The 19,141-nt window shown below is 45.0% G+C and carries 20 protein-coding genes; 4 read left to right on the plus strand and 16 right to left on the minus strand.

The genetic code is table 11. The features are described from left to right. Nucleotides 1-34: 34 nt before the first annotated feature. From JQX68_RS12245 to mce, 3 genes are read right to left on the minus strand one after another with little or no spacing between them, the layout of a single operon-like run. On the minus strand, nt 35-1,150 hold the full coding sequence (locus JQX68_RS12245; RefSeq protein ID WP_003230352.1) for a tripeptidase T: 1,116 nt from the start codon (nt 1,148-1,150) through the stop codon (nt 35-37). A gap of 17 nt (nt 1,151-1,167) precedes the next feature. After that, nucleotides 1,168-2,691 carry an acyl-CoA carboxylase subunit beta gene (locus tag JQX68_RS12250; protein ID WP_080478338.1) on the minus strand — a complete coding sequence of 508 codons (1,524 nt, stop codon included), beginning with the start codon at nt 2,689-2,691 and terminating at the stop codon, nt 1,168-1,170. Continuing rightward, on the minus strand, nt 2,684-3,106 hold the full coding sequence (gene mce, locus JQX68_RS12255) for a methylmalonyl-CoA epimerase (protein WP_040082691.1): 423 nt from the start codon (nt 3,104-3,106) through the stop codon (nt 2,684-2,686). Before mce ends, JQX68_RS12250 begins: the two co-directional genes overlap by 8 nt. Before the next feature lie 89 nt (nt 3,107-3,195). Between mce and prli42 the strand changes: the two genes are divergently transcribed. Continuing rightward, nucleotides 3,196-3,288 carry a stressosome-associated protein Prli42 gene (prli42, locus tag JQX68_RS12260; protein WP_041521370.1) on the plus strand — a complete coding sequence of 31 codons (93 nt, stop codon included), beginning with the start codon at nt 3,196-3,198 and terminating at the stop codon, nt 3,286-3,288. A 21-nt stretch (nt 3,289-3,309) separates the two neighbouring features. Here the strand turns inward: prli42 and JQX68_RS12265 are convergent, their stop codons facing one another. From JQX68_RS12265 to brxB, 6 genes are all read right to left on the minus strand, one after another. Further along, nucleotides 3,310-3,840 (minus strand): L,D-transpeptidase, encoded by a 531-nt coding sequence (locus JQX68_RS12265; protein WP_014664525.1) that lies wholly within the window; start codon nt 3,838-3,840, stop codon nt 3,310-3,312. A gap of 51 nt (nt 3,841-3,891) precedes the next feature. After that, complete coding sequence (locus JQX68_RS12270; RefSeq protein WP_147772212.1) at nt 3,892-4,860, minus strand: aromatic acid exporter family protein; 969 nt, start codon at nt 4,858-4,860, stop codon at nt 3,892-3,894. 70 nt (nt 4,861-4,930) lie between these two features. After that, on the minus strand, nt 4,931-5,653 hold the full coding sequence (artM, locus tag JQX68_RS12275; protein ID WP_147772213.1) for an arginine ABC transporter ATP-binding protein ArtM: 723 nt from the start codon (nt 5,651-5,653) through the stop codon (nt 4,931-4,933). Next, entirely contained in the window at nt 5,646-6,305 is a 660-nt protein-coding gene (gene artQ, locus JQX68_RS12280; protein WP_003230340.1) for an arginine ABC transporter permease ArtQ, read from the minus strand. The genes artM and artQ overlap by 8 nt, the downstream gene beginning before the upstream one ends. 80 nt (nt 6,306-6,385) lie before the next feature. Then, nucleotides 6,386-7,153, minus strand: a complete 768-nt coding sequence (gene artP / locus JQX68_RS12285; protein ID WP_147772214.1) for an arginine ABC transporter substrate-binding protein ArtP — start codon at nt 7,151-7,153, stop codon at nt 6,386-6,388. Between the two features lie 268 nt (nt 7,154-7,421). After that, entirely contained in the window at nt 7,422-7,859 is a 438-nt protein-coding gene (gene brxB / locus JQX68_RS12290; protein WP_014664530.1) for a bacilliredoxin BrxB, read from the minus strand. 159 nt (nt 7,860-8,018) lie between these two features. Here brxB and JQX68_RS12295 point away from each other — a divergent pair, with 159 nt between their 5' ends. The 3 genes from JQX68_RS12295 to bmrR all read left to right on the plus strand — a co-directional run bounded on the left by JQX68_RS12295 (nt 8,019) and on the right by bmrR (nt 11,090). Next, nucleotides 8,019-8,912 (plus strand): diacylglycerol kinase family lipid kinase, encoded by an 894-nt coding sequence (locus JQX68_RS12295; RefSeq protein ID WP_205440313.1) that lies wholly within the window; start codon nt 8,019-8,021, stop codon nt 8,910-8,912. A gap of 99 nt (nt 8,913-9,011) precedes the next feature. Further along, complete coding sequence (gene bmr, locus JQX68_RS12300; protein ID WP_088326437.1) at nt 9,012-10,181, plus strand: multidrug efflux MFS transporter Bmr; 1,170 nt, start codon at nt 9,012-9,014, stop codon at nt 10,179-10,181. Nucleotides 10,182-10,253: 72 nt separating this feature from the next. Beyond that, nucleotides 10,254-11,090, plus strand: coding sequence for a multidrug efflux transcriptional regulator BmrR (bmrR, locus tag JQX68_RS12305; protein ID WP_003230325.1), 837 nt, complete (start codon nt 10,254-10,256; stop codon nt 11,088-11,090). A gap of 61 nt (nt 11,091-11,151) precedes the next feature. Here bmrR and bfmBB read toward each other — a convergent pair whose 3' ends face one another. Genes bfmBB through yqiS form a run of 7 tightly spaced genes read right to left on the minus strand, consistent with a single transcriptional unit; the run spans nt 11,152 to nt 19,020 of the window. Further along, a complete protein-coding gene (bfmBB, locus tag JQX68_RS12310; RefSeq protein WP_014480211.1) occupies nt 11,152-12,426 on the minus strand; it encodes a branched-chain alpha-keto dehydrogenase complex dihydrolipoyllysine-residue (2-methylpropanoyl)transferase in 1,275 nt (424 codons plus the stop codon). A 22-nt stretch (nt 12,427-12,448) separates the two neighbouring features. After that, complete coding sequence (bfmBAB, locus tag JQX68_RS12315; RefSeq protein WP_004398638.1) at nt 12,449-13,432, minus strand: 3-methyl-2-oxobutanoate dehydrogenase subunit beta; 984 nt, start codon at nt 13,430-13,432, stop codon at nt 12,449-12,451. Nucleotides 13,433-13,445: 13 nt separating this feature from the next. After that, entirely contained in the window at nt 13,446-14,438 is a 993-nt protein-coding gene (gene bfmBAA / locus JQX68_RS12320; RefSeq protein ID WP_004398565.1) for a 3-methyl-2-oxobutanoate dehydrogenase subunit alpha, read from the minus strand. Between the two features lie 21 nt (nt 14,439-14,459). Beyond that, the gene (gene lpdA / locus JQX68_RS12325) at nt 14,460-15,884 is read right to left on the minus strand and encodes a dihydrolipoyl dehydrogenase (RefSeq protein WP_147772216.1); all 1,425 of its coding nucleotides are present in this window, start codon (nt 15,882-15,884) and stop codon (nt 14,460-14,462) included. A 20-nt stretch (nt 15,885-15,904) separates the two neighbouring features. Then, entirely contained in the window at nt 15,905-16,996 is a 1,092-nt protein-coding gene (buk, locus tag JQX68_RS12330) for a butyrate kinase (RefSeq protein WP_003230311.1), read from the minus strand. Between the two features lie 18 nt (nt 16,997-17,014). Further along, the gene (gene bcd, locus JQX68_RS12335; protein ID WP_003230309.1) at nt 17,015-18,109 is read right to left on the minus strand and encodes a branched-chain amino acid dehydrogenase; all 1,095 of its coding nucleotides are present in this window, start codon (nt 18,107-18,109) and stop codon (nt 17,015-17,017) included. A gap of 11 nt (nt 18,110-18,120) precedes the next feature. Next, nucleotides 18,121-19,020, minus strand: a complete 900-nt coding sequence (yqiS, locus tag JQX68_RS12340) for a phosphate butyryltransferase (protein WP_147772217.1) — start codon at nt 19,018-19,020, stop codon at nt 18,121-18,123. Nucleotides 19,021-19,141: the final 121 nt, after the last annotated feature.

The raw sequence follows: 19,141 nt of genomic DNA on the forward strand, positions 1-19,141 counted from the left end.
CCGATGCGGGAAATCGCATTCGGGTTTTCTTTTTTTATTTTGCCGCCTCTTCAATAATGGCAACAACCATTTCTGCCGTTTTGACGAGTTCTTCGATCGGCATTTTTTCATTCTTTGTATGAATTTGCTCATAACCGACAGCAAGGTTGACCGTCGGGATGCCATGACCTGCGATTACGTTCGCGTCGCTTCCGCCGCCGCTTGTTTGCAGCTCGCTTGGACGTCCGATTTTAGCAGCCGCTTTTTTCGCGATTTCAACAACTTGGTCGCCATCTTGATATTTGAAGCCAGGATACATGACTTCAATTTCGACTTCTGCGCGTCCGCCCATATCAGCAGCAGCCTCTTCAAAAGCAGCTTTCATTTTTTGAACCTGAGCTTCCATTTTCTCAGGAACTAAAGAGCGTGCTTCAGCAAGAATATGGACTTCGTCGCACACAATGTTTGTTTGCGTGCCGCCTTCAAACCGGCCGATATTTGCTGTTGTTTCTTCATCAATACGGCCCAATGGCATTTTTGAAATGGCTTTGCTAGCGATTGTAATCGCAGAAATGCCTTTTTCAGGTTCAACCCCGGCGTGCGCGGTTTTCCCGAATATTGCCGCTCTTACCTTCGCCTGTGTCGGCGCGGCCACAATGATATTTCCGACTTTTCCATCTGAATCAAGAGCATAGCCGTAGGATGCTGTAATCATAGAACGGTCAAGCGCCTTCGCTCCGATCAGGCCAGATTCCTCACCAACTGTGATGATGAATTCAATCGTTCCGTGCTCAATGTTTTCTTCTTTCAGCACCTTAATCGCTTCAAACATTGCAGCCAGTCCCGCTTTATCATCAGCACCTAAAATCGTCGTGCCGTCTGTTTTGACGTAACCGTTCTCTACAACTGGTTTTACACCGTTACCGGGTACAACTGTGTCCATATGAGATGTAAAGTAGATCGTATCTGTTTGCTTTGTCCCTTTTAATGTGCAAATCAGGTTACCGGCTCCATGGCCAGTGATATCCATTGTATCGTCTTCTTTAACGTCCACACCTAAATCAGAAAATTTTCGTTTCAGCACTTTGCAGATTTCTGCTTCGTGTTTTGTTTCTGAATCAATTTGGACAAGCTCTAAAAACTCTTCCAGCAGGCGTTTTTCATTCACCATTTGTAAGTCCCTCCATATTAAAGCGGTATGTTACCGTGCTTTTTTTTCGGTCTCTCTTCTGTCTTATGTGCAAGCATATGAAAAGCTTGAATCAGTCTTCCCCTTGATTCTTCCGGCAAAATAATGTCATCGACCATTCCACAAGCGGCCGCTTTGTATGGGCCGGCGTTTTGCTTTTTGTATTCAGCTGTTTTTTGGCGTTTCGCCTTTTGCGGGTCAGCTGAAGCTTTGATTTCCTTTTCATACAAAATCGATGCCGCACCTTCTGGACCCATCACCGCAATTTCAGCATTCGGCCATGCAAATACAAGGTCCGCTCCGATTGCTTTGCTGTTCATGGCCACATAGGCGCCGCCATATGCTTTTCTGATAATGAGCGTGATTTTTGGGACAGTCGCTTCTGCATAAGCAAACAATAATTTTGCTCCGTGTCTGATGATTCCGTTGTGCTCCTGCTGAATACCGGGGAGAAATCCCGGGACATCCTCAACAGTCAACAGCGGGATATCAAATGCGTCACAAAAACGGATGAACCTTGCTGCTTTATCAGCAGCGTCAATCGTCAGGCTTCCCGCCAGATGCTTTGGCTGGCTCGCAACAATGCCGATTGCTTTTTCACCCAGCCTTGCAAATCCGATGACAATGTTCTTCGCAAAAAATGGCTGAATCTCAAAAAAAGACTGTGGATCGGCCAGCTCCTTAATCACCGTCCGAACATCATACGGCTTTGTCGTGTCAGCAGGCACGAGACGGTTTAATAACGGTCTGGAGGCCTCTTTCTCTGGTTTCGGCCCTGTTGTCCGGCCATTCAGCGGCAAATAAGACAGCAGTTTTTTCACCCCTGTCAGAACCTCCTTCTCCGTATGTCCGGAAAAGTGGGCGTTTCCGCTGACGGCATTATGTATCCCCGCTCCGCCTAAGCTCTCCGCATCGACCTGTTCCCCTGTCACTTTTTCAATCACCTTCGGGCCGGTAATAAACATCCGGCCGGTCTGTTCAGCCATAAATATAAAATCTGTGAGTGCCGGAGAATATACAGCGCCTCCAGCGCACGGCCCTAAAATAACCGATATTTGCGGAATGACTCCGGAATATAAGACGTTTCGGTAAAATATGTGACCGTATCCATCTAATGATACCACACCCTCTTGAATTCTCGCACCACCTGAGTCATTCAGCCCGATAATCGGCGCCTTATTTTTTGCTGCCAGGTCCATCAAAGCGCAAATTTTCCTGGCATGGGTTTCGCCAAGCGCACCGCCAAACACAGTGAAGTCTTGCGCAAATACATAAACTGAGCGTCCGTCAATTGTGCCGTACCCTGTCACGACCCCATCCCCTAACATGCGCTGTTCTCTTGTTAACACTTGACTTTCCATGAAGGGGTGTAATTCGATAAAGCTGTTCTGGTCAAGTAGAAATATGATCCTTTCCCGGGCGGTGAGCTTTCCCTTTTGCCGCTGCTGAGCCTGCTTTTCCAGTCCACCGCCCTCTTCTGCCTGTCTGCGTTTCGTGTATAAATGATCAATGTGCTCATTCATGTTCATTGTGTTGGTCTCCTTTCGGTTCACAAAGCTCTACAAGAACACCATTTGTTTCTCGAGGGGAAATAAACGCGATCTTTTTCCCGTTCGCTCCCTGTCTAGGATACCCGTCAATCAATTGAACTTGCTGGTCAGACAATGCTTTGAGCTGTTCAGATAGGCTGTTGCACAAAAATGCAATATGATGCAGCCCCTGCCCTTTCTTCTCCAAAAATAAACGGATGGGGCTGTCAGCTGTCGACGGTTCTATCAGCTCAAGTTTGACGCTCCCCGCTTGAAAAAAAGCAACTTTCACCTTTTGCTCTTCAACCGTTTCTTGATGAAGAAATGCAAGCCCCAATACATTTTCATAAAAGCGTCTTGCATCTTTTATCGAAAAAACGGCTATCCCGATATGGTCAAGCCTGTTCATTTGCATCCCTGCTTTCGCTAATAGATATCGCTTGTCCGTCCATTCAAAACACGCTAAAATATAGACAGATTGTGTAAGGAGTGAAAATCATGTCTCAAAAACTGATGAAAAGCGTTTTGATCGTGATTTTGGGAGTTTTTATTCTTTCAACTGTACTCTCAGGAATCATCATGTTTTTATAACGATAAAAAAGCAGGGCAGCCTTATTCAATGGGAACATCCTGCTTTTTTATCAGAGCTTTATGCTCGATGGCAATCTCCTCAAAAGAGCGATTGTCGTCTGTGATCAGCACTCTCGTTCCTACTGGTATCGTTTGAAACAAATGAACGACCTCATCGTTATGCATACGTATACAGCCGTTTGACACAAATTTCCCTACTGATTCCTCTCGGTTTGTCCCATGAATTCCATAAATCCGCCCGTCCGTTCCTTTCGCGTCAAATCCGATCCACCTTGCCCCAAGCGGGTTGTCAGGAGATCCTCCTTCAATATTTTTCTTTCTGTAGTAAGGATTTTCCGCTTTTACCGTTACCGAAAACTCTCCTTCAGGCGTCAAATCATCTGTTTTTCCAGTGGCCACACTGTACACGCCTTCTACTTTGTTGTCGAGGATAACAGCAAGTTCATTTGTTCGCTTGTTGACAATAACATACGGATCACCCGGCAGCGGATTTTCGCCGAGCGGCCAAATCGGTGAAATCATCATTAAAATCGAACATAAGAAAAAACGCATAAGCTCCTCCTTTTTCATTAGGTTGACCAATGAAGGAAGAGCTCATGCGAATCATCCGAGTGATTTTTGCGCTTTTATTCCTTTAAAATAACTTTTAATCACTAAATATTGTTCCATTTCGCCGAGAAGATGGAAGAGAGCGGCTCTCGCTTCAAATTCCTCTCTAGTCGCTGGAAGCGGCATCGCCTCAAATTCTTTTCTCATGTCAGCAAGTCTTTTCAGAAATTTATACGCCGTGTTCCCAGGGTGTATCGCCTCCCGCAAATCGTGAATAAATTCAGCGATCATTTTTCCCTGATCTACCGTGATGGAGATCGATGTCACTTTAGGGAGAAGGCGTTCAATAATTTCAAATTGCTTTTCTCTCATTTTAAAATAATGATAATGCAGATTTTCGTATCGCAAAATGTGGTTTTGCACATCTCGATATGCCAGGTTTTTGGCCTCCGTAATGAGCTGGTGCGTTTCCGGAATTTCTTTTCCTGACCAATCTTGCTCACCAGTTAACAAATACCGTTCGATTTCTGCGAAAATGACAGCAAAGTTATCCTCTATCTTTTTGCGGTAAGCAATCAGCTTCCGGTCAAGACTTGGCATATACAAGTTCATCAATAGAGCGACGCCGATGCCGACTGTAATCAGCTGAACTTCATTCCAGATGAAAGCAGGCGTAATGCCGCCGGACATATATAAATGAAGGATAATAACAGAACTGGTGACGATACCTTCGTTAATTTTTAACAGAACCGTTATCGGAATGAATATCAGAAGAAGCGCTCCGATCACAAACGGGTGGTAGCCAATGAGCTCGAAAAAGAGATAAGAAAAAACAATTGCCAGACAGCATGCCGCAAAGCGGGCCCATGACGCCTGAAGCGACCGTTTTTGTGTGATTTGTATGCACAAAATGGTGATGATTCCTGCTGATGCGAAGTTTTGCAAATGCAATAACTGGCTTATATAAATAGCCAAAGCTGTTCCAAGCGCGGTCTTTATTGTGCGGTAACCAATTTTAAACATGTCGGACTCCATTTCTATTTGTTTCTTCAATAAAAAAGAAGAGGCGGCCAGCCTTCTTCTTTTTTATATTCTATAATATTTTCTCTAAAAAGTCCTGCGCTCTTTTGGATTTTGGCGACATAAAAAATTCCTTCGGATTGCCGTCTTCGACAATCATTCCTTGGTCCATAAATAGCACACGGTCTGCCACTTCTTTTGCGAAGCCCATTTCATGTGTGACAATCACCATGGTCATGCCGGTTTCGACCAGCTCTTTCATCACCTGTAGCACTTCTTTAACCATCTCTGGATCAAGGGCGGAGGTCGGCTCGTCAAACAGCATGATGTCTGGATTCATCGCAAGAGCCCTGGCAATCGCGACACGCTGTTTTTGTCCGCCAGACAAACGGTTTGGATAGTCATTTCGCTTTTCAAACAAACCGACTTTGCGGAGCAGGTCCTCAGCTTTCTCCTGTGCAGCCTGTTTTGTTTCTTTTTTCACATTGATAGGCGCGTACATGATGTTTTCGAGAACCGTTTTGTGCGGAAAGAGATGAAAATGCTGAAAAACCATCCCGATGTTTTCCCGGACCTTTAATGTGTTGGTTTTTGGCTTCGTAATCTCTGTGTCTTTTATTGTAATGGTTCCGCCGTTAGGCTTTTCCAACAGGTTTAAACAGCGTAAGAACGTTGATTTGCCTGAGCCTGAAGGACCGATCACGGCAACAACCTCACCCTCAGCGATTGTTGTTGAAATGTTTTTTAATACTTCGTGTTTCCCAAATGATTTTGACAGCTTTTCAACCTTAATCATTGGATTTCAGCTTCCTTTCTACAGCCTTGCCGATAAACGTTAAAATCAGGACAAGCACATAATAAATCAATCCCGCGATAATGAGCGGCTCAAGGTAATTGTAAGTGGCGGCGCCAGCTTGATATGCGCGTCTCATGACATCACCAAGCCCGATGACGGTAACGATCGCCGATTCTTTTGTTAACGTAATTAATTCATTCACAATTGCAGGTGATATATTTTTGAAGGCCTGCGGCAGCAGCAGATCCTTCATCATTTTTCCATACGGGACACCGAGTGCAACAGCAGCTTCTTTTTGCCCTTTATCAATGGCATTGATTCCGGCTCTGATAATTTCCGATACATAAGCGGCGGAATTCAAAGACAATGCGACAACCGCAGCCCAAAACTGGTCAATTTGAAATCCGAGCAGCTGAGGAAGGCCAAAATAGACAATCATAAGCTGCAGCACTAAAGGCGTGCCTCGGAACACTGATGTATAAAAATCAGCGATCCAGATAAACGGGCGGAATGTGCTGATCTTGCATAAGCTTAGCACAATACCGAGTATAAGTCCGATAATAGCAGATACAACAACAATTTTTAATGTAATTGCCAAGCCTTCTAATATAAAAGGAATTTGGGGGATCGTTGCTGAAAAATCCAAATTCATAGCCTTTGTCTCCTTTTCTTACAGGAAAAAAGTTTCCTATTCAATAAAAAGGCTCAACGAAAAAGTTGAGCCGCTTTTTTTTACTTCTCGCCAGTGAACCATTTTTTCTTCAATTTCTCAAGCTCTCCGTTATCTTCCATTTCCTTGAGCGCTTTATTGAATTTGTCTGTCAGTTCACTGTCCTTTCTGAAAGCAATTGCTGAACCGGCTTCTTCCGCTTTCGCATCAGGAATCACAAAGCCTTGCAGGTCATCATTTGATTTGAAATACCCTTCTGCAACAATGTCTTCAATAATCGCGGCATCGAAACGGTCAGATTTGATTTCCTGCACCAAATCAGAAATTCTGTTGCGGTCTTCTGTTTTAAAACCATATTCCGGAGAAAGCTCTTTCCCCTTCTCTTCCTGAATAGAGCCAAGCTGAACGCCAACTGTTTTTCCTTTCAGGTCTTTCAAAGATTGAATGCCGCTGTCTTTTTTGCTGACAATCATATGGTTCGCTGTGTAATACACATCGGAAAAATCAACTTGTTTTTTACGCTCAGGCGTTGGTGTCATTCCTGACAGAACGAGATCCACCTGTTTTGATTTAAGCGCTGTAATTAAGCTGTTGAAGTCCATATCCTGCACTTCAATTTCATAGCCAGCCTTCTTCGCCAGAGCTTTTGCCAACTCCACATCAAAGCCGACAATATCATCGCCTTCTTTATATTCAAACGGTTTGTAATCCGCCGAAGTACCCATAATTATTTTTTTCTTTCCGCTTTCTGAACCTGAATTGCTTGAGCCGCATGCAGTTAATGCAAAGGTGATACAGGCAGCTACAAGTAATAAGAGTATTTTTTTCATGATCCATTTCCCCCGTATTCATTACTTTTGGTGTATTTGAATATTTATTCGTTAATTTGTATTTTAAACAGTTTCTTATTTTTATGCAATACTATTTTTAAAAATTATCTTCAAGCTTATCTTTCCAGTGATCTCTTTTTGATATTACAAGATAAAAATAGATTCACTATACAATCTGAATGAATAATACCTTAATATTTATTCATATACCCTTGGAAATTTATGCACAAAAAAACCCGGGCTACTTTGAGTATCCGGGTTTTTTGTCTTATACTTCTTCACAATATTCTTCAAAGGCTCCCTGCAGCTTTGCCACTACGGCCATCGGCTCATGGCCTTCAATTTCATGGCGCTCTACCATTTTCATGATCTTTCCGTCTTTCAAAATCGCAAAGGACGGAGAAGATGGCGGATATCCTTCAAAATAGTCGCGGGCACGCGCTGTCGCTTCTTTGTCCTGTCCGGCAAAAACGGTCACGAGCTGATCAGGTCTTTTATCATAGTGAACGGAGTGGTATGCTGCCGGTCTTGCAATTCCTCCGGCGCATCCGCAAACAGAGTTTACCATGACGAGCGTCGTGCCTTTTTTCGTAAGTGCCGCGTCTACCTCTTCGGCTGTTTTCAGCTCGGTGTATCCGGCAGCTGTTATTTCTTGTCTCGCTTGGCGTACAATATCATTCATAAATAAATTAAAGTCCATGTTCAATGAAGACCTCTCCTTTTTCATCATCTGTTCTTATGATAGCAAGGAAACGTCCAAATCGGCAAATGACTTTGCTTCGCCGTGCACTTTTTTTGCTTTTCGTTTACTGCTTACAGAAAAAGGGGATTATATAACCAGAAGTAAAAAAAGGAGCAGTTGTATATGAGCCAACGGAAAGCATTACTGATTCATAACGGAAATGCCGGCAACAAAAATATAGAAAAAGCACTTGGTGCTGTCGTGCCGGTTTTATCTCACCATTTAGATGAGGTGATTATTAAGCAGACAAAGAAAAAGGATGATGCGTATCATTTTTGCCAATCCATTGATGATTCTGTCGACACCGTCTTCATTCTCGGCGGCGACGGCACGATCCATCAATGCATAAATGCTATCAGCGCTCTAGAAAGAAAACCCGCGGTCGGAATTTTGCCCGGCGGCACGTGCAATGACTTTTCAAGAGTGCTTGGCATCCCTCAAAATCTTGCAAAGGCCGCGGAAGCACTTATGGCAGGAAATAAAACCAGCGTAGACGTATGTCAGATGAATGACCGTTATTTTTTAAATTTCTGGGGGATCGGCTTAATTGCAGAAACGTCGAATCAAATTAATGAAACGGAAAAAGCATTATTGGGAAAAATCAGCTATTTTACAAGTGCGTTGCGAACCGTCTCATCCGCTGCATCGTTTCCGATGAGATTAAAAATTGATGGAGAAGAAATAAAAGAAGAAGCCGTTATGCTGCTTGTGATGAATGGCCAATACATTGGAACGAATCGAATTCCTCTGCCCGATGCCAGTATTGAAGACGGCTTACTTGATGTTCTCATATGTCGCAACACCAACCTCACCGCGCTGCGGGAGCTGATGAGCATGGAACAGGGCTCAATTGATCGTTTTACCGGAGAGCTGTCCTATGTCCAGGCCTCCCGTATCGAGATTGAAACAGACACTGCCAAAAAGGCGGATATGGATGGAGAAGTTTATACACATACACCCGCAGTCATTCAGGTCCTGCCGCAGCATATCGACATGCTTGTTCCCGCAAATGAATAACTGTCATAAGGCTTTAGAAAGATTTTGCAAATCCGTTGACTCTCCCCTAGGAGGAGGTCTTACAGTATAAGGGATACACACTTGAAAAGGGGAAGTCATATGGAGAAGAAAAATATTACCTTAACTATATTATTAACCAATTTATTTATTGCTTTTTTGGGGATCGGGCTTGTGATTCCAGTAACGCCGACCATTATGAATGAATTGCATTTATCAGGGACTGCGGTCGGCTATATGGTTGCCTGCTTCGCTATTACACAGCTCATTGTCTCACCAATAGCCGGACGATGGGTTGATCGCTTCGGGCGCAAGATCATGATTGTGATCGGCCTGTTGTTCTTTAGTGTGTCGGAGTTTTTATTCGGCATTGGAAAAACAGTGGAGATGTTATTTATCTCCCGTATGCTGGGCGGTATCAGCGCAGCCTTCATTATGCCTGGGGTCACGGCTTTTATCGCAGATATCACGACCATTAAAACACGGCCGAAAGCGCTCGGTTATATGTCAGCCGCTATTTCAACAGGATTTATTATCGGTCCCGGCATCGGGGGATTTTTAGCAGAAGTCCATTCCCGGCTGCCTTTTTTCTTTGCGGCAGCTTTTGCACTGTTAGCAGCCATTTTATCAATCCTCACGCTGCGCGAGCCGGAACGAAACCCTGAAAATCAGGAAATAAAAGGGCAGAAGACAGGCTTTAAACGGATTTTTGCCCCCATGTATTTCATAGCTTTTCTCATTATCTTAATTTCGTCTTTTGGTTTAGCATCATTTGAATCTTTATTTGCATTATTCGTGGATCATAAATTCGGTTTTACGGCCAGCGACATTGCCATTATGATTACAGGAGGAGCGATTGTTGGCGCCATTACGCAAGTCGTCTTATTCGACCGCTTCACAAGATGGTTTGGCGAAATCCATTTAATTCGGTACAGCTTAATTATCTCTACGAGTCTGGTATTCTTGCTGACAACAGTACATTCATATGTTGCGATTCTGTTGGTGACAGTCACCGTATTTGTCGGATTTGATCTCATGCGGCCTGCGGTAACGACTTACCTGTCAAAGATTGCGGGAAATGAACAAGGATTTGCCGGCGGTATGAATTCAATGTTTACAAGTATCGGCAATGTATTCGGGCCAATTATCGGCGGAATGCTGTTCGATATTGATGTAAACTATCCTTTCTACTTTGCAACGGTTACCTTAGCTATAGGCATTGCACTGACGATTGCTTGGAAAGCGCCTGCACACCTTAAAGCCAGCACATGATCAAAAGCGTATTCTTTGTGTACTGCAAAGAATGCGCTTCTTCTTTATACTGATGACAGAAGGAGTGATGGCATGAAGGAATCATATTACTCAATTGGGGAAGTTTCAAAACTGGCAAACGTGTCGATTAAAGCGCTCCGTTATTACGATAAAATTGATTTATTTAAACCCGCCTACGTCGACCCGGATACCAGCTACCGCTATTATACAGATTCTCAGCTCATTCATCTGGATTTGATCAAATCATTGAAATATATCGGCACACCTTTAGAGGAGATGAAAAAAGCACAGGACTTAGAGATGGAAGAACTGTTTGCTTTTTATACAGAGCAGGAGAGGCAAATCAGGGAGAAATTAGACTTTTTATCAGCACTGGAGCAAACCATTTCATTGGTGAAAAAGCGGATGAAACGGCAGATGGAATATCCCGCGCTCGGTGAGGTGTTTGTTTTAGATGAAGAAGAAATACGGATCATTCAGACAGAGGCAGAAGGTATCGGGCCTGAAAACGTGCTCAATGCCTCCTACAGCAAATTAAAAAAATTTATCGAGTCAGCAGATGGATTTACGAACAATAGCTACGGTGCTACTTTCTCTTTTCAGCCCTACACCAGCATTGATGAAATGACTTACCGTCATATTTTCACGCCTGTATTGACGAATAAACAGATTTCATCAATTACGCCGGATATGGAAATCACAACAATCCCTAAAGGGAGGTATGCGTGTATCGCGTATAATTTTTCGCCTGAACATTATTTTCTCAACTTACAGAAGCTTATCAAGTATATCGCAGACCGCCAATTAACAGTTGTCAGTGATGTATACGAGTTAATCATACCGATTCATTACTCCCCGAAAAAACAAGAAGAATATCGGGTCGAAATGAAAATACGGATCGCTGAATAATACAGCATAGAAAAAGAGCATTTTTTGAAACAAAACTTCAAAAAATGCTCTTTTTGCTTATTTAGTAAACAGATGTCTTCTCGTCAATCGATTCTAAAATTTGTTTCACACGTCCCAGGAATCGTCCGCACACGAGACCGTCAAGCACTCTGTGATCTAAGGACAGGCACAGATTAACCATGTCTCTGACAGCAATCATGCCATTGTCCATGACAACCGGGCGTTTGACGATGGATTCTACTTGAAGAATCGCAGCCTGAGGGTAGTTGATAATGCCCATCGACTGAACAGAGCCGAACGAACCTGTGTTGTTGACGGTAAACGTGCCTCCCTGCATGTCATCTGCAGTGAGTTTTCCGTCTCTTACTTTTTTAGCTAGGCCGGTAATGTCTTTCGCAATGCCTTTAATTGTTTTTTCATCAGCGTTTTTAATCACCGGAACAAATAAAGAATCCTCTGTGGCAACTGCAATTGAAATATTGATATCCTTCTTCTGAATAATTTTGTCCCCCGCCCACATGCTATTCATTTGCGGGAATTCTTTTAACGCCTGAGCGACCGCTTTTACAAAAAAGGCGAAGAACGTTAAATTAAAGCCTTCTGTCTTCTTAAAGGAATCTTTTATACTGTTGCGATATGCAACCATATTTGTGACGTCGACTTCCATCATCGTCCAAGCATGCGGAATTTCTGTTTTGCTTCGCTTCATATTGGAAGCAATTGCTTTTCTTACACCTGTGACAGGGATTTCTTTATCACCGGCTGCAGACGCAGGATATGACGTCTCTTCTTTTGGCTCAGGTTTTGATGCAGACTTCGGTGCAGGAGCTGCTGTTTTCGGCTCCTCAGCCTTCTGTTCTTGTACGCCGCCTGTTTCAATTAAGCGCTGAATATCTTTTCGTGTGATGCGCCCGCCGGCACCTGTTCCTGTTACTTGATCGAGGTCAATGCCGTGCTCTCCGGCCAAACGGAGTACAGCTGGCGAGTAGCGCTTTTTATTGGGCTGATCAGCTGCTTCGGCACTTTTTGCAGCAGGCGTCTCAGCGGCTTTTGAAGCAGCTGGCTGTTCTTGTTTTTGTTCAGCCGGATTCGCGCCTTCTGTTTCAATTTTGCAAATCACTTCTCCGACTTGCAGGGTTTGGCCTTCTTCTCCCACAAGCTCTGTTATCGTACCAGTAAAAGAAGACGGAACCTCTGCATTTACCTTATCTGTCATGACTTCCGCGATTGGATCGTATTTGTTCACTTTATCACCGGGGGCGACAAGCCATTTGCTGATCGTCCCCTCTGTTACGCTTTCTCCAAGCTGCGGCATCGTCATTTGTTCAATTGCCATGATTTTATCCTCCCTTACGTCTTTAAAACTCCGCTAATTCTCTCATCGCCGCTTCCACTTTATCAGGGTTGACCATAAAGTATTTTTCCATTGTCGGCGCATAAGGCATAGCCGGAATATCAGGACCTGCAAGCCGTTTGATCGGCGCGTCTAAGTCGAACAGACAATGCTCGGATATAATTGCGGCTACTTCGCTCATGATGCTGCCTTCTTTTGTATCTTCTGTGACCAAAAGAACCTTTCCAGTTTTGGACGCAGCTTCGATGATGGCTTCTTTATCAAGCGGGTAAACTGTTCTTAAATCCACCACATGCGCTGAAATGCCATCTTTTTCGAGACGTTCTGCAGCTTGTAAGGCGAAGTGGACACACAGACCGTATGTGATCACCGTAATGTCGTCGCCTTCCCGTTTTACGTCAGCCTTGCCGATTGGCAGGACATAATCATCAGCCGGAACCTCTCCCTTTATCAGACGGTACGCCCGCTTGTGCTCAAAAAACAGCACGGGGTCTTCGTCACGAACTGCGGCTTTTAAGAGCCCTTTCGCGTCATATGGTGTTGATGGCATGACAATTTTCAGTCCGGGCTGGTTGGCGAAAATTGCTTCGACTGATTGAGAATGATACAAGGCTCCGTGCACGCCTCCGCCGTATGGCGCTCTGACGACAATCGGACAACTCCAGTCATTGTTGCTGCGGTAGCGAATTTTAGCTGCTTCAGAAATAATTTGGTTGACTGCCGGCATAATGAAATCAGCAAACTGCATTTCAGCAATCGGTCTCATTCCGTACATTGCCGCTCCGATACCGACTCCTGCGATCGCAGATTCAGCAAGCGGCGTATCCATAACGCGCTCTTCCCCAAATTGTTCATAGAGTCCGGCTGTCGCTTTAAACACACCGCCTTTTCTTCCTACATCTTCCCCAAGGACGAAGACGCGAGAATCTCGTTCCATTTCTTCTTTCATCGCCAAATTGATTGCATCAATATATGACATTACTGACATTTGTTCTTCCTCCCTACTTCGCATACACATAATCAAGCGCTGACTCAGGAGCTGCATAAGGGGCGTTCTCCGCTTCATCCGTCGCTTCATTTACGATTGCCATAATTTCATCCAGCATGGTTTGTTCTATCTCATCGGACAGCAGGCCTGTTTCCTTTAAGTAAGCTTGATAAGTAAGCAGGGGATCACTTTTTTTCGCTTCCTCTACTTCTTCACGCCCTCTGTAGCTGCTGTCATCGTCATCACTGGAATGTGGTGTAAGGCGGTAAGAAATCGTTTCAATTAATGTCGGGCCTTCTCCTCTGCGTGCCCTTTCGCGTGCTTCTTTAACCGCTTGATAAACTTCCAGCGGGTCATTTCCATTCACAGTTACGCCAGGCATCCCATAGCCTATGGCACGGTCGGAAATGTTCTCACATGCGACTTGCTTATCGTAAGGCACTGAGATTGCGTATTTGTTGTTTTCACACATGAAAATAACCGGCAGCTTATGGACAGCGGCAAAGTTCGCCCCTTCATGGAAATCGCCTTGGTTTGAAGACCCTTCCCCAAATGTAACAAAGGCTGCGATATCCTTTTTCTCCATACGTCCCGCAAGCGCAATACCGACTGCGTGCGGCACTTGCGTTGTAACCGGAGATGATCCCGTCACAATGCGGTTTTTCTTTTGTCCGAAATGTCCCGGCATCTGGCGGCCTCCTGAGTTCGGATCTGCTGCTTTTGCAAACCCGGACATCATTAAGTCCTTTGCTGTCATGCCAAACGCGAGCACGACACCCATGTCTCTGTAGTACGGCAATACATAATCCATTTCACGGTCAAGTGCGAAAGCCGCTCCTACCTGTGCTGCTTCCTGTCCTTGACAAGAGATTACAAATGGAATTTTGCCAGAACGGTTTAACAGCCACATTCTTTCATCGATTTTTCTTGCTAACAGCATGGTTCTATACATATCAACGGCTTCCTGATCAGTCAGCCCTAGTGCTTGATGTCGGTTTGTACTCATTCAAGCCCCTCCTTTATGCTTTTAAAAATGAATGGCTTTGCCATCTGCGGCAAGCGCTGCTTCTCCAATTGCTTCAGAAAGCGTTGGATGCGGGTGAATCGTTTGCCCGACCTCCCACGGCGTTGCGTCCAGCACTTTGGCAAGACCCGCTTCAGAAATCATGTCGGTGACATGCGGGCCGATCATATGAACGCCGAGAATATCATCTGTATCTCGGTCCGCCACGATTTTGACAAAACCGTCGCTTTCACCGTATACAAGCGCTTTTCCAATCGCCATAAATGGGAACTTGCCGATTTTGACATTATGCCCGTTCGCCTTTGCTTCGTCTTCGGTTAAGCCGACACTGGCAGCTTCAGGGCTTGAGTAAATGCACTTCGGCACAAGCGTCGGATCAAGCGGATGCGGATCGAGACCTGCAAAATGCTCAACAGCAATAATTCCCTCATGTGAAGCAACGTGAGCTAACTGCAGGCCACCGATTACGTCTCCGATTGCATAAATATGAGATTCCTTCGTTTGGCAGCTTTCATTGACTGAAATCATGCCATTTTCAGTAACAATATCGGTGTTCTCTAGGCCGATGCCTTCGATATTTGCCTGTCTGCCGATGGAAACAAGCATTTTCTCAGCAGAGTAGGTAACGGTTTCTCCGTCTTTTTCCGCTTGTATGCTGATATCATCTGATGTTTTTGTCATTGTGTCAGGCAGCACTTTTGCCCCTGTTATGAACTGGATGCCTTTTTTCTTAAGAAGACTTTCCATTTCTTTTGAAATCTCTGGATCTTCAGTCGGCAATATGCGATCCGCGTATTCAATAACTGTTACCTTCACGCCAAAATCATGGAGCATAGACGCCCATTCGATACCGATAACCCCTCCGCCGACGATGATGATTGATTGTGGCAGCTCCTCCATTTGGAGCGCCTCATCTGAAGTCAGTACAGACTTACCGTCCGCTTCAAGGCCCGGAAGCATTCTCGGTCTTGATCCTGTTGCAATGATCACTTGTTTCGGTATCAGCATGTCATTTTCTTCACCATTTCCCCGCTCAACAGAAATTGTTCCCGGCAGCGGAGAGAAGATTGACGGTCCAAGGATACGTCCATATCCGGTGTACACGTCAATTTTTCCTTTTTTCATTAAATGATTTACACCCGCTGCAAGCTTATCAACAACGGATTGCTTACGCTGCTGCACTTTTTCAAAGTTGAGTGACACGCCAGCCGTTTCCACCCCGAATTGATCGGCTTCACGAGCTGTCCGGTATACCTCTGCGCTTCTAAGCAGCGCTTTACTCGGGATACAGCCTTTATGCAGACATGTTCCTCCGAGTTTTTCCTTTTCCACAACGGCTGTTTTTAAGCCGAGCTGAGCGGCTCTAATGGCCGCAACATAACCGCCGGTACCGCCGCCCAGAATGACTACGTCATACTCAGTTGCCATGGTGACTCACTCCTGTCTGTCTATTCAATACGATATTGTTTGGATTGCTCTTCGCCCTGCAATACTCTGAGCGCCCCTTGGGCAAGAGACTGCAGTTCATTTTCACCCGGATAGACTAAAACGTCTGAAATCCAATCTATGTATGATCTGATAGCAGAAACAAAGCTTTTGCCGTACGCAAGGCCTCCCGTCAGCACAATCGCTTCAACTTCGCCTTTTAACGCCGCGCTGGCTGCCCCGATTTCCTTTGCTACCTGATATGCCATGGCATCATAAATGAAGCGGGCTTTTTCATCGCCCCCCTGAATCATCTGTTCCACTTTTACTGCATCATTTGTACCGAGATAGCCTAAAAGTCCGCCGGTGCCAACAAGCTTTTTCATGATTTCTTCTTTTGTATATTCCCCTGAAAAACATAGATCAACAAGATCTCCCGCAGGCACTGTTCCTGCTCGTTCAGGACTGAATGGTCCCTCGCCGTGCAGGCCGTTATTGACATCTACCACTCGCCCGCGGTCATGAACGCCAATTGTAATACCTCCGCCCATATGGGTAATAATCATTTTCATGTTCTCATATCGTTTGCCAAGGGAGGCTGCCGCTTTACGAGCGACAGCTTTTTGGTTTAACGCATGGAAAATGCTTTTCCGTTCAATTTCAGGCATGCCTGAAACTTTCGCAAGCACTGACATTTCGTCTACGACAACAGGGTCGACGATATACGAAGGGATATTCAGGCCATCAGCGATTTCCCGCGCGATAATGCCCCCGAGATTAGAAGCATGCTGACCGGCGTAACCGCTTTTCAAATCCTCAATCATTTCATCATTCACTACGTAGGTCCCGCCTTCAATTGGCCGGAGAAGGCCGCCTCTTGCGCAGACTGCATCAAACTTTGAGATATTGATTCCCTGTTCATGAAGCGTTTCGAGAATATGGTTTTTACGAAATTCATACTGATCAATAATTCGGTCAAATCGCTGCAGCTCTTCTATGTTGTGTCTCAATGTTTTTTCAAAAATGCTTCTTTCGTTATGAAAAACACCGATTTTCGTTGAAGTTGAGCCTGGATTAATTGTGAGAATGCGTTTTTCGTCATGTAGCACTTTCATAACCTCCAGATCAATTTCTTAACGTCTGCTTAATACACTGTGGCCGTTTTGCAAAAACTGGCTTCTTGAGCGGCGCATGCGTTCAATCCGTTCCTCTGCCAAGCGGTCAGCCGCTAAATATGCAGGAATGCCGTCACGCTGAGAAATCTCTAGTACACGCTCGATATTGCCGTAAATGCCTTCGACTTTTTTCAATGCACGTTCTGCATTATAGCCGTAAAGCTCATCTGCCACGTTGATAACACCGCCCGCGTTAATCACGTAATCCGGTGCATAAACAATGCCCATTTCGTGAATTTGATCACCATGGCGTGTCTCTTTTAATTGGTTGTTAGCCGCACCTGCGATCACTTTCGCCTTCAGCTGTTTAATGGTGTCGTCGTTAATAGTCGCACCAAGGGCACACGGCGCATAAATATCGCAGTCTTGTGAATAAATGTCATCAGGATCTACCGCACGGGCGCCAAAATCTTCAACTGCACGCTGTACAGATTGTTTGTTGATATCCGTAACGATTAAGTTTGCTCCTTCTTCATGCAGGTGGCGACAAAGGTTATAGGCTACGTTCCCAACACCCTGTACAGCAATGGTTTTTCCTTCAAGAGAGTCGGTTCCGAAAGCAGCTTTAGCTGCTGCCTTCATTCCTCTGTACACCCCGTACGCTGTGACTGGGGACGGATTTCCAGAAGAGCCGAAAGCAGGAGAAATCCCTGTAACGTAGTCTGTTTCATCATGAATGATATCCATATCCTCGACCGTTGTGCCCACATCTTCAGCCGTGATGTATCTGCCGTTCAGCCCTTGAATATAGCGGCCAAACGCGCGGAACATTTCTTCATTTTTGTCTTTGCGCGGATCGCCGATAATGACTGTTTTTCCGCCGCCAAGGTTTAAGCCTGCCGCCGCGTTCTTATAGGTCATGCCTCTAGCCAATCTGAGCGCATCTTCAATTGCCGCTTCTTCATTTTCATATGTCCACATTCTCGTTCCGCCAAGCGCCGGACCAAGCGTTGTATCATGAATCGCGATAATCGCTTTTAATCCAGATTGTTCATCCTGGCAGAATACCAATTGTTCGTAATCGTATTTCTCCATATATTTAAAAAGTTCCATGTTCGTTCCTCCTAATGTGTGTATTCTTCAGATGCGCATATTGCCAGCGCAATGGAATACAGTTTATTTTCAGCAGAGTCCGCTCTGCTTGTTAAGGCAATCGGTGCTTTTGCTCCTGTAATGACAGCCGCCACGCTGGCCTTGGCAAAATAAATCAGTGATTTATATAAAATATTGCCGGCCTCAATTGTTGGGACGAGAAGGATATCTGCGTTGCCCGCTACGTCTCCCGAAATTTTTTTCTGAGCCGCGGCAATTTGTGAAACTGCGTTATCTAAAGCAAGCGGTCCATCAACAATGCAGCCTTTGATCTGGCCCCTTTTGTACATTTGAGCTAGAGCAGCTGCATTCACGGTTGCTTCCATTTTGGGGTTCACCGTTTCGACCGCTGCAAGAGCAGCTGCTTTTGGCATATTGTTCCCCACTGCATGGGCCACATGAACGGCATTTTGCAAAATCTGCCGAAGCTCTTCCAGCGAAGGAGCAATATTCATTGCCGAATCTGTCACAAACATCAGCCGGTCAAAACCCGGTATATCGAAGACAGCCACGTGGGAAAGGACACTTGCTGACCGAAGTCCCTCCTGTCTGTTCAATACCGCTTTAAGCAAAACAGAAGTCGGCACATTGCCTTTCATTAACACGTCCGCTGTTTTATGATGCACAGCACGAACCGCTAATTTCGCCGATTCCTCAGGAGTATCGGCATGGATGATTTCCACTTGATGCCCTTGCATGGATGATGTCAGCTCGTTCAGTTTTGTGCTGTCGCCCGTTAACAAGAAACGGACAGATAGGTGCTCGGCTGCCAGCTTTACAGCCCGGATCACTTCCTCATCCTCAGCATGAGCAACCGCAATGGTCTTATTTTTGTGTATCGACGCTTTGCCGATTAAATCTTTCAGCTTCATCTGTTACCACCTTTCTTGTTTCGACTCCGCCTTTTATTATGCAAGTTCCATGCCAGCTCTTAAGGGTGCTGTCATACCAGATATATCGAAACATTCGTGCAGATGTTTGCGTTTATTCTGC

This window comes from Bacillus sp. LJBS06 (assembly GCF_016924995.1).
GTDB lineage: Bacteria > Bacillota > Bacilli > Bacillales > Bacillaceae > Bacillus > Bacillus stercoris.

Bases quoted from the DNA above. Each gene is read 5' to 3' on its own strand.
- buk (WP_003230311.1), bottom strand. From the start codon at position 16,996: ATGAAAGTGCTACATGACGAAAAACGCATTCTCACAATTAATCCAGGC.
- JQX68_RS12295 (WP_205440313.1), top strand. From the start codon at position 8,019: ATGAGCCAACGGAAAGCATTACTGATTCATAACGGAAATGCCGGCAAC.
- bfmBB (WP_014480211.1), bottom strand. From the start codon at position 12,426: ATGGCAATTGAACAAATGACGATGCCGCAGCTTGGAGAAAGCGTAACA.
- yqiS (WP_147772217.1), bottom strand. From the start codon at position 19,020: ATGAAGCTGAAAGATTTAATCGGCAAAGCGTCGATACACAAAAATAAG.
- JQX68_RS12245 (WP_003230352.1), bottom strand. From the start codon at position 1,150: ATGGTGAATGAAAAACGCCTGCTGGAAGAGTTTTTAGAGCTTGTCCAA.
- bmrR (WP_003230325.1), top strand. From the start codon at position 10,254: ATGAAGGAATCATATTACTCAATTGGGGAAGTTTCAAAACTGGCAAAC.
- artQ (WP_003230340.1), bottom strand. From the start codon at position 6,305: ATGAATTTGGATTTTTCAGCAACGATCCCCCAAATTCCTTTTATATTA.
- bfmBAB (WP_004398638.1), bottom strand. From the start codon at position 13,432: ATGTCAGTAATGTCATATATTGATGCAATCAATTTGGCGATGAAAGAA.
- mce (WP_040082691.1), bottom strand. From the start codon at position 3,106: ATGAACAGGCTTGACCATATCGGGATAGCCGTTTTTTCGATAAAAGAT.
- bfmBAA (WP_004398565.1), bottom strand. From the start codon at position 14,438: ATGAGTACAAACCGACATCAAGCACTAGGGCTGACTGATCAGGAAGCC.
- JQX68_RS12265 (WP_014664525.1), bottom strand. From the start codon at position 3,840: ATGCGTTTTTTCTTATGTTCGATTTTAATGATGATTTCACCGATTTGG.
- bcd (WP_003230309.1), bottom strand. From the start codon at position 18,109: ATGGAACTTTTTAAATATATGGAGAAATACGATTACGAACAATTGGTA.
- artP (WP_147772214.1), bottom strand. From the start codon at position 7,153: ATGAAAAAAATACTCTTATTACTTGTAGCTGCCTGTATCACCTTTGCA.
- lpdA (WP_147772216.1), bottom strand. From the start codon at position 15,884: ATGGCAACTGAGTATGACGTAGTCATTCTGGGCGGCGGTACCGGCGGT.
- bmr (WP_088326437.1), top strand. From the start codon at position 9,012: ATGGAGAAGAAAAATATTACCTTAACTATATTATTAACCAATTTATTT.
- prli42 (WP_041521370.1), top strand. From the start codon at position 3,196: ATGTCTCAAAAACTGATGAAAAGCGTTTTGATCGTGATTTTGGGAGTT.
- artM (WP_147772213.1), bottom strand. From the start codon at position 5,653: ATGATTAAGGTTGAAAAGCTGTCAAAATCATTTGGGAAACACGAAGTA.
- JQX68_RS12250 (WP_080478338.1), bottom strand. From the start codon at position 2,691: ATGAATGAGCACATTGATCATTTATACACGAAACGCAGACAGGCAGAA.
- JQX68_RS12270 (WP_147772212.1), bottom strand. From the start codon at position 4,860: ATGTTTAAAATTGGTTACCGCACAATAAAGACCGCGCTTGGAACAGCT.